This is a genomic window from Stenotrophomonas sp. 2YAF26, assembly GCF_052114625.1.
Taxonomy (GTDB): domain Bacteria; phylum Pseudomonadota; class Gammaproteobacteria; order Xanthomonadales; family Xanthomonadaceae; genus Stenotrophomonas; species Stenotrophomonas indicatrix.
This window is the reverse complement of the sequence record NZ_JBFRFC010000001.1, coordinates 368,673-380,638: the sequence shown is the minus strand read 5'-3', so window position 1 is coordinate 380,638 and position 11,966 is coordinate 368,673. Positions and strand designations below refer to the sequence as shown.

The 11,966-nt window shown below is 65.9% G+C and carries 11 protein-coding genes; all 11 read right to left on the bottom strand.

The window, feature by feature from the left end; all coding sequences use genetic code 11:
* Positions 1–74: 74 nt before the first annotated feature.
* Positions 75–335, bottom strand: a complete 261-nt coding sequence (locus AB4Y98_RS01705) for a hypothetical protein (RefSeq protein ID WP_025874461.1) — start codon at positions 333–335, stop codon at positions 75–77.
* Positions 332–1,681, bottom strand: coding sequence for a TFIIB-type zinc ribbon-containing protein (locus AB4Y98_RS01700; RefSeq protein WP_442243624.1), 1,350 nt, complete (start codon positions 1,679–1,681; stop codon positions 332–334). Before AB4Y98_RS01700 ends, AB4Y98_RS01705 begins: the two co-directional genes overlap by 4 nt.
* A gap of 24 nt (positions 1,682–1,705) precedes the next feature.
* Complete coding sequence (locus AB4Y98_RS01695) at positions 1,706–2,854, bottom strand: SPFH domain-containing protein (protein WP_442243623.1); 1,149 nt, start codon at positions 2,852–2,854, stop codon at positions 1,706–1,708.
* A 218-nt stretch (positions 2,855–3,072) separates the two neighbouring features.
* Positions 3,073–5,511, bottom strand: a complete 2,439-nt coding sequence (locus tag AB4Y98_RS01690) for an aminotransferase class V-fold PLP-dependent enzyme (RefSeq protein WP_363733384.1) — start codon at positions 5,509–5,511, stop codon at positions 3,073–3,075.
* A 201-nt stretch (positions 5,512–5,712) separates the two neighbouring features.
* Positions 5,713–6,246 (bottom strand): lipocalin family protein, encoded by a 534-nt coding sequence (locus tag AB4Y98_RS01685; protein ID WP_442243622.1) that lies wholly within the window; start codon positions 6,244–6,246, stop codon positions 5,713–5,715.
* 14 nt (positions 6,247–6,260) lie between these two features.
* Entirely contained in the window at positions 6,261–7,337 is a 1,077-nt protein-coding gene (locus AB4Y98_RS01680; RefSeq protein WP_442243621.1) for an SAM-dependent methyltransferase, read from the bottom strand.
* 5 nt (positions 7,338–7,342) lie between these two features.
* Positions 7,343–8,119, bottom strand: coding sequence for a DUF1295 domain-containing protein (locus tag AB4Y98_RS01675; protein ID WP_442243620.1), 777 nt, complete (start codon positions 8,117–8,119; stop codon positions 7,343–7,345).
* Positions 8,119–8,661, bottom strand: a complete 543-nt coding sequence (locus AB4Y98_RS01670) for a DUF2878 domain-containing protein (RefSeq protein ID WP_025874468.1) — start codon at positions 8,659–8,661, stop codon at positions 8,119–8,121. The genes AB4Y98_RS01675 and AB4Y98_RS01670 overlap by 1 nt, the downstream gene beginning before the upstream one ends.
* Before the next feature lies 1 nt (position 8,662).
* Positions 8,663–9,928 carry a cyclopropane-fatty-acyl-phospholipid synthase family protein gene (locus AB4Y98_RS01665; RefSeq protein WP_363733378.1) on the bottom strand — a complete coding sequence of 422 codons (1,266 nt, stop codon included), beginning with the start codon at positions 9,926–9,928 and terminating at the stop codon, positions 8,663–8,665.
* The gene (locus AB4Y98_RS01660) at positions 9,925–10,692 is read right to left on the bottom strand and encodes a DUF1365 domain-containing protein (protein ID WP_363733377.1); all 768 of its coding nucleotides are present in this window, start codon (positions 10,690–10,692) and stop codon (positions 9,925–9,927) included. Before AB4Y98_RS01660 ends, AB4Y98_RS01665 begins: the two co-directional genes overlap by 4 nt.
* Positions 10,689–11,966 (bottom strand): NAD(P)/FAD-dependent oxidoreductase, encoded by a 1,278-nt coding sequence (locus AB4Y98_RS01655; RefSeq protein ID WP_313248365.1) that lies wholly within the window; start codon positions 11,964–11,966, stop codon positions 10,689–10,691. The genes AB4Y98_RS01660 and AB4Y98_RS01655 overlap by 4 nt, the downstream gene beginning before the upstream one ends.

Below are 11,966 nucleotides of genomic sequence, written 5' to 3'. Positions count from 1 at the left end.
CGTACGGCCACCTGACGTCCCGGTTTGCTTCGGAGGCTGGGATGGCCCCAGCCCCCGAAGCGCTGGCGGAGCGTTCAATCGTCTCCGCTGCTCACCCGCGCCACCCGCTTTCGATACTCATACACGTTGTCGCCGCGGATCCGCTTTTCCTGCGTGCCCGAGATCGAATCGACCCGGCGATCCGAGCCGGTCACCGGCTTGGCATCGATCTCGGTCTCGTGTTCGAACGAATGCGATTTGTCGGTGTTCCGGTAGAAGCGGTACAGCGCCCAGTACAGCGCAGTTGCGCCGGCCGGGCCTGCGGCCAACAACCAAAGACCACTGTCATCACTCATGTGCTGGCCACCAGGAAGGCAATTGCGAGGGCTTCGATGATCGTACCTGCGGTCAGCGCCGCCAGCAGCATCTTCCACTGCTGCACGGGCACGCTGCCCATGGTTTCACTGGTCCGGCCGTTCACCGCGATGTAGTGCAGCATGCCGCCGTTCTTGCCGGGCTGGTGGTACGAATACAGCCACACCGGCAGGTACATGGCTACCCAGCGGGTGCCGTGCACTTCCAGTTGCTCCTGTTCCCAGCGCACGCCACGGTCGTAACGGCGCACCGTTCCTTCCACCTGCGCGCGGGCGATCGACAGCAGCTGGTCTTCCAGCCGCGGCTGCAGCTTCTCGACGTCCAGGTTGCGCTTTTCCGAAGTGAACCCGGCCAGGTACGAGGCGTTCCACTTCACCGCGTTCTTGGTGTCGAACGGCAGAATCGTGTTGATGATGTTGTTGGTGTTGGCGCGCGTGTCCAGGTTGCCGCGCTCGGCAGAGGATTCCAGCGGCAGGTCGTCCACGGTGAAATCGACTTGGCGTTCCACCTGGTAGATATCCGCGTCGTAGTAGGTCTGCTTGTTCTTCTCGCTGCCACGGGTGTACTCGCGGGTCTTGATCTCACCCTTGCCAGCCACCGCTGCGCTGACATTGCCGTCGACGATCATGTAGGGCAGGTACACGCCCACCACGTTTTCCGGGGTGAACTGTTCCTTGAACGCCTTGAGCGCGAACATCCGGCGCTTGTCGACGAACTGGCGGATGCGCGCGACCGCATCCTCCTTCTTGATATGGAACGGCAGCACGGCGTCGGGCACCGCGCCGTTGGCGATCTGTTCGTTCACGCCGAACACATGCCGGCACCAGTGGCAGCGCGCCGTCATCGTGCTTTCGGTGTTGACCGTGACTTCGGCGCCGCAACCGGTGCACTTGAAGGTCATCAGCGCCGAGGTGTCGGCATCGATATCGCGTGCGCCCGATGCGATGACGGTGCCACGCAACTGGTCGATGGCTTCACCCAGCCCGAATTCCTCCTCCACCCGCGCGCCATGCCATTCGTGACGGCAGTACAGGCAGACCAGGATGTCGGTGCCCAGTTTGGGCCTGATGTCGGTGGCGCCGCACTTGGGGCAGCGGTTGAGGCCGTCTTTCAGTTCGGCCGCAGCGGTGTCGATGGCGACCGGGTCGGGCGCCTCGACTTCGTTGCGGATGGCCTCAGGCAGCTTGGAGGTATCCAGCGGGAAGCTGCCGGGCAGGGGAGGAACATCCTGCGGCGAACCGGGGCCGTCCAGCACCGCCGCCGGCAGGGGCGGGGGTGCTGAAGCGGATCGGGGCAGCGGCGGAGGCGTGTTTCTGGGATCGGACATGGTGGTTGCGCGTCCTGCGTCTTCTTACAGTCCCAGCGCCTTGGCCTTCAGCGCGTCGTAGTCGGTCTGGGTGATCAGGCCCAGGTCGAGCATTTCCTTGGCCTTCTTCAGCTTGGCTACCGGGTCGTCGGCGGCAGGGGCGACCGGGGTTGCCGGCTGCTGCAGATTGCCCGCGCCGAACATGCCCGACGCCATGCCCACGCCGACAAGGCCGGCGGCACCGCCGTTCTCACCGGCGGACTGGATGCCCTGGGCGACGCTGGCCTGCAGGTTGGAATTGCCACGCGAGCCGGACAGCGCATCGGCGCGCTGCACGGTCTTCAGCAGTTCGCGGGTGTTGGCGTCGTACTCGATCGAGACGATGGCGGTCTTGACGATGGCCAGGCCACGATCGGACTTCCACTGGTAGCCCTGTTCGACGGCGGCCGACAGGCTCTGCGCAAAGCCCAGCGAATCCTGCTGCAGCTTGGTGATGCGGTTGCCCTTGCCCGGATCGTTGGTGTACAGGCTGAACGCCGGCGCCAGCGAACCCACCACTTCATTGAACAGCTGGCTGGCAGCAGCATTGTCCAGGTCGGTGAAGTCGAACACCTGGCCCGGCCGCAGGTAGCTGGCCGGCACGAAGTTCTTCACGAACAGGATCGGGTCCACGATCTTCAGCGTGTACGAACCACGAGTGACCGCGCCGACCTGGGTGTTGAGGAAACCGTCGTCCCAGTAGATTTCCGACTGGGTGCCGAAGCGGTTGTCCGGCAGTTCCTTCAGCGAAACGAAGAAGGCAGCCTGCTGCGAGCCCGGCTGGCCGCCGAACTTGAAGCGCTCCCAGCTCTGCTTGATGAAGGTGCTGACCAGGCCGTCGCCGGCGAAGATCGACTGCGAGTTCAGATCGTCCGAGCGCCACTCGTAGCCACCCGGCTCGGCCACGAAGGCAGTGATCGCGCCATCCTGGAACAGCAGCAGGCCGTAGCCCTCGGGCACGACGATCTTCGAACCGTTGCTGATGATGTTGGAGGAGCCGCTGGTGTTCGAACCGCGCCCGGCATTGGTGCCCTGCGGCACCGCCGCGAACAGGGCTGCCGTGGACGGCAGGCCGGTCGGCACGGTGTAGAAGTCCTTCCACTGGTCGGCCAGCACACCGCCGACTGCACCCTTCACCGCTTGTACCAGACCCATGACCCACTCCCTGTAGTTGCCGGACAGGCACCACGCCTGTCGTGCTCGGCTGACTATAGAGGAGGCAGGCTGCATGCGGCTAGCGGCTGGGTGGACCCCCATTCATCTCGCGTCACTGGCCAGGGTGCGGTTGATCAGGTCTGGCCGATCAGCGGCACCCGTTCCGGAGCCCATCGCCGCAATGCGACAGTCCAGCCTGGGCACGGCCCCGCAGCGACTCAAGCCTGCACAGTGCTGGCAACCCGGGGTTCCGGAGCCGGTGCCGATGATTGCTCCATCACACATTCAAGGCCTGAAGCATCTGTGTCCAGCAGGCAGGTGGCGAACAGCAGGAAGCGATACGCATCGGTGAAATTCGATCCCAGCCCGAACGAAATCCTGACCGCACCGCAATCACCCTTCTCCAGGATCTTCTCGTCGAATGTGGTGCAGTCGAGAATCTTCCCGGTCTTGTCCAGTTCACAGTGCTCGGCGCCTGCGGTCGCGTAGGTCGCCTGCTGGACGGCGCCCAGGTTGCAGAAGCAGCCATTGCGCAGGGTGATGCCGAACCGATCTGCGGCGCGCTTGATGCGGGCGTGCGGCAGGATGGAGCCATAGCAGTCGAAGAAGTTCAGCATCAGCGTCGCGCCCCGCTGCGCAGCGGGCGGGCCATAGATCTGGCACAGCGGCAACTCGCCACGGATGTGGTGGCGAAGCGATGACAGCTGCGACTGCAGCCACTCGGCCAACGCACGCGAGCGCAATGCGACCGCTTCCACTCCGCCCAGCGCGGCCACGAATTCAAAGCCTCTGGCGATGGCCGGGAAGGCCGCGTAGTTGGGCGTGCCGACTTCGAATCGCTGGCCCGCATCTCGGTACAGCAGGCGATCGGTGGGTGACCACGGCCCGGAGTAGTAGCACACGCCACCACCGGCAAACGACGGCGGTTTCAGCAGGTCGAGAGCGGCCCGCCGGGCGAGCAGGCAACCCGCGCCGGTGGGGTAGCCGAATATCTTGTAGAACGACGCCACCACGAAATCGGGGTGATGACGGCCGCAATCAAGCCGGTACTGCGGCACAAGGGCCGCCGCGTCACACAGCACCGTCGCGCCGTGCGCCTGGGCCCGCTCGATCCAGGCCAGATCGTGCCGGGCGCCGGTCGCATTGGATTGCGCGGGAAAGGCGAGCAGATGAGGCGCGCCGGGCTGCAGCCGCTGCAGCGCACGCCACATCAGCCCTTCATGCAGCAGCAGCTCGTCATCCAGCGGAATGTACTTCACCTGCGCGCCCTTCGCCGTAGCGTACTCGCGCAAGCCGTGTACCGAGGTGTGATTGTCCTTGGTCAGCAGTGCCTGCGACCCGGCCTGGAACGGGAATGACTCGGCCACCAACCGGATTGCGCTGCTGGCATTGGCGGTGAACAGTATCTCGTACTCCTCCGGCGTGGTTCCGAAGAAGGCGTGGATCTGCTCACACGCCCCATGAAGTGCGTCCTGGGATGCTTTCGATCCGCTGTGCGGATTGCCGAGAATCGTCCGCTTGAGTGCCTGGTAATCCTGCTCAAGCAGGCTGTCGGGTGGCAATGTTCCGCCCACGTGATCCAGATAGGTCACCTGTTGCTCATCCAGCCGCGCATATTCCTGCTGGCGCATGGCCTCGACCTGATCATGGGGATAATCGGGGTGGTCGGCGAGGAACCGTGCGCGAGCGCTTTCGAAGCCGCGCATCGCGCGCGCATCCTGCTGCAGTGGCAGGTGGAACGCCAGCAGGGGTGAGAAATCCGGCGCCCGGAGGGCGGCCTGCGCAGGGGTGTGTGCAGCATCGACACAGCCGCGCAGCAACCAGGCTTCCACCTGGTAACGCCGGTCTGGCACTGCTGCATGGACGGCGTCCAGCATCGCGTCCAGATAGCGCTCCCTGCTGGGGGCGTCGCACTGGTTGAACTCCTCCAGAAGGATGCAGGCGTTGAACAGGAACTCGCGCACATCGGCGTCGCCCATGGCAAACGCGAGGGGCCGCAGTTCAGCCATCTCGCCCTCGCGCGGGGAAAGTCCTTCGATCGCGAACGCGCGTGTGATGGGCGACGGGTCGGTCAGGCTCAGGGCTGCATCCATCAGCCGGGAGGGCATGCCAAAGTGCTGCCGGGACTGTTCGCGGGCCAGCTCGAACAGCTGGTTGTAGTGGAATGCCGTGGCGTAGACCCGTCCGCCAGGGCGGAGCACGCGCCTGAACTCGCGGGCGACGCGCGCCTTGTCCGGCGGGAACATCAGGCCGAACCCGCAGACGATGACGTCGAAGCTGGCGTCGGCGAAGGGCAGCTCCGCCATGTCCACATCGGCAAGGAGGGGCACGTTGCGCTGCACCTCATCGCTCAGCACGCCGCGTGCCACGTTCACAGCGATCGCTGAGAGATCGGTGGCGACCAACCGTAGGCCGAGCGGCCTGCTCAGGTGCTGGTAAAGGTTTGCGGTGATGACCCCGGTGCCGCAGGCGACCTCCAGGACGTCGGACGCGTTGAAACCGGCCCGGATGTCGCCAGCGATCTCCTCGGCCAGCAGCTTTCCGTACGGACCGAAAATGCGCTGGCTCAGTACGCGCTCATAGAACTCCATGAACGTGCTGAGAGACCATTTCCGTTCGGATACAACCTTGCACTGATGCGGCGAGACATCCTGCATGGCACGCTCCCTGTGGCCGGAGGCCGGTGAATCTTCGCCGCCTTTATTGCATGGGAGTAAATGTCTTTAAGTGATATTAATCACATAAAGCGGGATTGATAATCCGTGAAAGGCCGGGCAGCCCTATATTCCCCCATTCATGGGGCAACGGCCGATTCGGCGCTTGCATCATTCTGTTCTGCAGCATCGCTTCGCGCAGGCTCAGCGCACCGACTGCGGCACACGGCGCAGCTTGCCGGTGTCGTATCCCATTGCCTGGATGCGGGCGACCGCCTGCTGGTAGTCCGCGTCGCTCACCTGCGGCGTGCGCGCCATGTACCACACGTAGTCACGCTTGCTGCGGGCCACGATGGTCTGGGTGTAGCCCTCATCCAGCCAGGCAATCAGGTATTCGGCCTGGATGGGCCAGATGAACTGCATTCCCCAGACCGCACCATTGCCGTGTTTTTCCACACGGCCCACCGGGTGCATCGACTTCTGTGGCGACTGGAAGCTGCCCTTGCGATAGGTGAAAGTGGTCTGGATGCGGCCATCGGCCTGCAGCGCGTAGCTTTCCACCGCGTCGAAGGCCTCGCGCTCGGGCCAGGACGGAATATGGGCGATGACATACCAGTCGCCCATGAAGCGCGGCACGTCCACCTTCGGAGGCAGCGGGATGGGGCGGGTGTCGTGGCTGCTGCAGCCTGCGCCGAACAGGGCAACGGCCAGCAGCGGGAACAGCGATGAGATACGCATGAGGGCGGTCTCCTTCAACGCGGGCGGAACAGGTAGTGGGCGACCAGCCATTGCTGGCCGTCGTCGTAGCCGAACAATTCGGCGCAGGCCATCCAGAACATGCGCCAGCGCTGCCACCAGATGCGTGCCGCCGCTTCGTCGCCATAGGTCTGTGCCAGCACCGGCAGCAGCTGTTCACGGGCGTCATCCTGGTTGGCCAGCCAATGGTTGGCCGTGCGCTGGTAGTGCGTGCCGTCCAGCAGCCAGCGCTGGTCCAGCACCAGGTCGCGCTGGAAGTGCAGCAGCGTGTCCGCTGCCGGCATCAGGCCGCCGGTGAAGAAGTGCCGGCCCATCCAGTTGTCGTCGCCCTCGGTCTCGAACGGATACATCAGCGTGCGATGGGCGAAAATGTGCACGAACAGCGCACCGTCCGGCTTCAGCCAACGGGCAATGCGGCCCAGCAGGCGGTCGTAGTTGCGGACATGCTCGAACATCTCCACCGACACGCAGCGATCAAACGCAGCGGCAGGCAGGTCCAGCTGGTTGACGTCCCGGGTGAGTACCTCGACGTTGCCGAACCCGCGCGCCTCGCACTGGGCCAGGATATGGCTGCGCTGGCTGTGCGAGTTGGACACGGCGGTGATGCGCGCGTTCGGGTAGCGCTCGGCCATCCACAGTGTCAGCGAGCCCCAGCCGCAGCCCAGCTCAAGAATGTCCTGGCCGTCGGCCAATCCGGCGCGCTGCCCGTACAGCTCCAGCATCGCATCCTCGGCCTGGTCCAGCGTCTCGCGGCCGGTGCGGTAGTAGCAGCTGCTGTACTTCAGGCGACGCCCCAGGCAGCCCTGGAAGAAGGCGGCAGGCACTTCGTAATGCTGGCGGTTGGCCGCATCCACGTGCAGTGCCAGTGGGCTGCCAGCGAGCTCGGCGATACGGCGGCTGAAGCGATGCGCCTGCTCCTCCATGCTGCCGCTCGACTCCTCGGCCAGGCGTTGCGCACACAGGCGGCGTATGCCCGCGCGCAGCGCCGCATCGGGCAGCCAGCCACGCTCGGCCCAGCCGGTAAGACCGGCTTCCGTATCGGCAACCGGAGCAAGGGACGGGGTGCTGTTCATCGGGATCACTCCTTGGGGCTGCGCGGAAACCAGGGGAAGAACATCGGGGTACTGCGCTGGTAGTCGCGATAGTCATCGCCTCGACTGCGCAGCGCCTGTTTCTCGGTGAAGGGAACGCCACTGAGGTAGCGCAGGAACACGTACATCAGCACCGGCCCGGACCAGGCCAGCCACCACAAGGGTGAGCCGGCTGCCAGCAGTACATAGGTGAACCAGTGCAGCCACTCGAAGAAGTAATTGGGATGGCGCGTGTACCGCCACAGTCCTTGGCGGCAGGTCCGGCCCCTGTTCGCCGGGTCGRCCCGGAAGCGTGCCARCTGACGGTCGGCCAGTGCTTCGCCGCCCACGCTGAGCAGCCACACGACGACCGCCGCTGCGATCCAGCCAGGCATGTCGCTGTGGGGATTGCCGGCCACGGCCGTGAACGGCAGCGCAAACAGCACCACCAACAGCGCCTGCGCCATGAAGAAGCCGAAGATCCTGCCCTGGTGGCCGTGCCAGTGTTCGCGCAGATAGCGATAGCGACCGTCTTCTTCCTCGCTGCGTACGCGGCGCCACAGATGCAGGGCGAGACGACTTCCCCACAGGCCACCGAGCACGGCCAGTGCGATGCGTGGCTGCAGCGCGCCATCGCCCAGCCATGCAAGCAGCAGCGCGCCTGCCGCCACGCCCTTTGCCCACAGCACATCGACGATGCCGATGTTGCGCTGCCTGCGCTGCCAGGTCCAACCCCAGGCCATGATCACCACGGCGTACAGCAGTACCCACCACAGAATGCTCATCAGGCGGCTCCGATCAATGGGGTGTCACGATTGCTGGGCGTTCCGCGACGGGCGACGGCGCACAGCAGCGACAGTGCCACGCACCAGCCCAGCGCCAGTGTTGCCACGCCCAGCCAGGCCGGGGCGGTGAAATGTACGGCCTGGAAACCCCGCGCCGCAGACAGATACGCCAGCGGCGCCAGCAGGCCCAGGGCCACCGGCAGCATCCAGTGCCGCTGCAGGAACGCCATCGACGCCGTCAGCGTCATCGCAAAGGCCGCCCACAGCGCGAAAATCCACGGTGGCGGCACCCATCCAAGCGGTGCGGCGGCGTACTGCACAGCACCGCTGGCTGCAGCGCTGCCATCCACCAGCCAGGCACACCCCAGCGCGAGCAACAGCAGGCGCAGCTCCAGGCGTGGCCGCGTCGAGGCAAGCAACTGGCTGCCGACATAGAGCGTGGCCGACAGCAGGGCCGGCCATTGCCAGCCGCGGCCGGCTCCGGCAACGGCGCACAGCCATACCAGCTGGTTGCCGATTACGTTGACCCAGGTGCGGCGCATGTCAGCCGGCCCGTTGGCCATGGACGTCCGTCTCGGGACGGTAGCCCGGCCGCGCCAGCAGCAGATGGGACACGCCGATCGAGCGCTCGAGGAAGCCGCCCTCGCAGTAGGCCAGATAGAACTCCCACAGCCTGCAGAAGCGGTCATCGAAACCCTGCGCACGTACCGCCGGCAACTGCGCCAGGAAGCGCTGCCGCCAGGCGCGCAGGGTGAGTGCATAGGAGTGGCCGAAATCCTGCTGGGCGATCAGCTGCAGGTCGCAGGCCCGGGTCTTGGCGGCCAGGATGGCGTTGATCGAGGGGATGAAACTGCCGGGAAACACGAAGCGCTTGATGTAGTCCACGCTGCGGCGCGCCTGCTCGTAGCGCTGGTCCTCGATGGTGATGGCCTGCAGCAGGGCCACGCCATCGGCCTTCAGCAGCCGCTGCAGGGTCGCCATGTAGGTGTCCAGATACTCGGCACCGATGGCCTCGATCATCTCGATCGACACCAGCTTGTCGAACTGGCCCTGCAGATCACGGTAGTCCTGCATCAGCAGGGTCACGCGCTCCTGCAGGCCCGCCTCGGCCACACGCTGGGCGGCAAGCGCGTGCTGTTCGGCGGAGATGGTGGTGGTGGTCACATGGCAGCCGTAGTGCTGGGCGGCATGCAGGGCGAACCCGCCCCAACCGGTACCGATCTCGACGACGCGATCACCGGGTTGCAGCTGCAGCTGCTGGCAGATGCGGTCCAGCTTGCGGCGCGAGGCGGTTTCCAGCGAGTCGCCGGCATCGCTGAACACCGCCGAGGAGTACATCAGGTCCGGCGACAGGAACAGCGCGAAGAAGTCATTGCCCAGATCGTAGTGGGCGGCGATGTTGCGGCGACTGCCTTCGCGGCTGTTGCGCCGCAGGCGGTTCCAGCCGCGCAGCAGCCAGCCACCGATCCGCGCCGGCCCGCGTTCCATGCCATCCAGCAGGTCGCGGTTGAGTACCAGCAGCCGCACCAGGGCCACCAGGTCATCGCAGTGCCAATCGCCGTGGATGTAGCTCTCACCCGCGCCGACGCTGCCCTGCGCGGCCACCTTGCGGTAGAACGCCATGTCGCTGATGGTCACCGTGGCCTGCAGTGCGCCGGCACGATCACCGAGGATGACCTCGCCCAAAGGGTCGCGTACCCGCAGCCCGCCTTCGCGCAGCGGCGCCAGTACCGCCAGCAGCCTCCGGCGCAGGAATGCGTCCACCGCGCCGGGGCGGGGCAGGGCAACGGAAGGATTCAGCTCGTTCATCGCGGTTTCTCGGCAAGAGCGGGGTGGTCATGCACGGGATTGCGCTTCAGCCACAGGCGCAGTGCCTGCCAGTGGATGGCGGCTACCACCTGCACGGTCATCAACGGGTGGAATGCCAGGACCCGGGCCAGGCCGCGGCCATCGAGCGGGCGTCGCTGCATCGCCTGGGTGGCATCGAACTGCCGGACACCGTCGCGCCAGACCTGCATATGTACGCGCAGATCATCGCCGGGCGCGGTGAAGCGCCAGTCGTAGCGGCAATCCATCGGCATGAAGGGGGAAACGTGGAAGGCTTTGTCGAACTGCCAGCGCAGGGCACGCCCCTGCGGCTGTGCACTTTCAACGGGCAGCACATAGGCGTGCCGTTCCTTCCACGGTGTGTTGGTGATGTCGGCGACGATGCAGTCCAGGGTGCTGCCGTCGGCCCGGTAGCAGTAATAGAAGCTGACCGGATTGAACACGTGGCCACCGAAGCGCAGGTGCGCCAACAGACGCACCGGGCCGTCCGGGCGCCGCCCCAGCACGGTCGCGGCATGATCACGCACGGCGTCTGCAAGTGATGTCGCGGGATCGCCGAGATAGTCGCTGCGGCGGAACTCTGCCAGGTTGCGTCGCCCGACCGACCATAGCCAGCGCCCGGCGAATACCTGGTCCAACTCGTCCAGGTCCAGCAGCAGCTGCGCGATGGGGTAGCGGAAGGCATGCGGATGCGGATGGTGCCGGCGGTGGACCACCTGCCCGATGTAGAGGGCGCTGGCGCTCATGCGGCCACCTCCACCTGCAGGGGAGGCGGCGCGCCGGCATTGCGCAGTTGCAGCGCATCCACTACGCGGCGGGCACTGCGGATTCCATCTTCGTGGAAGCCCCAGCCCCAATACGCACCCGCAAACCAGGTGTGCCGCCGGCCCTGCAGTTCGGCCCAGCGCCGCTGCGCGTCCACCGCAGCCGGATCATGCACCGGATGCGCGTAATGCAGACGGCGCAGCACCTTGGCCGGATCGATGGCCTCGCTGCGGTTGAGGGTCACCACCAGCGGCGTATCACCGGGCAGCCCCTGCAACAGGTTCATGCAGTAGCTGACCGTGCAGGGTGCGGTGGGGTCGCGCGGTACATGCGCGTTCCAGGCCGCCCACGCCTTGCGGTTGGCGGGCAGCAGCGAGGCGTCGGTGTGCAGTACGGCCTCGTTGGGTTGGTAGCGGATCGCGCCGAGCACCGCATGCTCGATCGGATCGGCGTCGGCCAGCAGGGCAAGGGCCTGGTCGCTATGGCAGGCCAGGATCACTTCATCGAAGCCTTCAATGCCGGTTGCGGTGTGTACGCGTGCCCCCCAGGGCATGCGCTCGACCGCATGCACCGGGCATTCCAGCCGCTCGTGCACCCGCCAGCGCGCGCGCAGGGCGTCCACGTAGCGCGCCGAGCCGCCCTTGACCACGCGCCAGGGCGCGCGCCCGGTCATCTGCAGCATCTGGTGATTGGCCATGAACTGCACCAGGTAACGCGCCGGGAAGTCCAGCACCTGCGCGGTCGGCGAGGACCACAGCGCCGAGGCCATCGGCAGCAGATGTTCCTGCACGAACGCTTCGCCATAGCGCTGGCTGTGCAGGTACTGGCCCAGCGTGGGGCCCTGTTCCTCGCCCAGCAGCAGGGGCGCGTCGCGATAGAAGCGCCGCAGGTCGGCCAGCATTCCCCAGAAACGCGGTGAGAGCAGGTTGCGGCGCTGGCAGAACAGGCCATCCAGCGACGTGGCGTTGTACTCCACGCCGCTGCGCTCGCTGTGCATCGAGAAACTCATCGTGGTGGGCTGCGAGTCCACCCCAAGTTCATCGAATAGGGCCGACAGCAGCGGATAGTGCAGGGCATTGAAGACGATGAACCCGGTGTCGACCGCCATCCTGCGGCCGTCCACCGTCACCTCGTGGGTGTGGGTGTGGCCGCCCAGGTAGTCGTTGGCCTCGAACAGGGTGACGTCATGCTCGCCGTCCAGCCACCACGCGCTGGCCAGACCCGCGATGCCGGAACCGATGATCGCGATACGCAT

What these genes read in the sequence shown, in the direction of transcription:
- AB4Y98_RS01705 (WP_025874461.1), bottom strand. Translation starts at nt 335, where the DNA reads ATGAGTGATGACAGTGGTCTTTGGTTGTTGGCCGCAGGCCCGGCCGGC.
- AB4Y98_RS01700 (WP_442243624.1), bottom strand. Translation starts at nt 1,681, where the DNA reads ATGTCCGATCCCAGAAACACGCCTCCGCCGCTGCCCCGATCCGCTTCA.
- AB4Y98_RS01695 (WP_442243623.1), bottom strand. Translation starts at nt 2,854, where the DNA reads ATGGGTCTGGTACAAGCGGTGAAGGGTGCAGTCGGCGGTGTGCTGGCC.
- AB4Y98_RS01690 (WP_363733384.1), bottom strand. Translation starts at nt 5,511, where the DNA reads ATGCAGGATGTCTCGCCGCATCAGTGCAAGGTTGTATCCGAACGGAAA.
- AB4Y98_RS01685 (WP_442243622.1), bottom strand. Translation starts at nt 6,246, where the DNA reads ATGCGTATCTCATCGCTGTTCCCGCTGCTGGCCGTTGCCCTGTTCGGC.
- AB4Y98_RS01680 (WP_442243621.1), bottom strand. Translation starts at nt 7,337, where the DNA reads ATGAACAGCACCCCGTCCCTTGCTCCGGTTGCCGATACGGAAGCCGGT.
- AB4Y98_RS01670 (WP_025874468.1), bottom strand. Translation starts at nt 8,661, where the DNA reads ATGCGCCGCACCTGGGTCAACGTAATCGGCAACCAGCTGGTATGGCTG.
- AB4Y98_RS01665 (WP_363733378.1), bottom strand. Translation starts at nt 9,928, where the DNA reads ATGAACGAGCTGAATCCTTCCGTTGCCCTGCCCCGCCCCGGCGCGGTG.
- AB4Y98_RS01660 (WP_363733377.1), bottom strand. Translation starts at nt 10,692, where the DNA reads ATGAGCGCCAGCGCCCTCTACATCGGGCAGGTGGTCCACCGCCGGCAC.
- AB4Y98_RS01655 (WP_313248365.1), bottom strand. Translation starts at nt 11,966, where the DNA reads ATGCGTATCGCGATCATCGGTTCCGGCATCGCGGGTCTGGCCAGCGCG.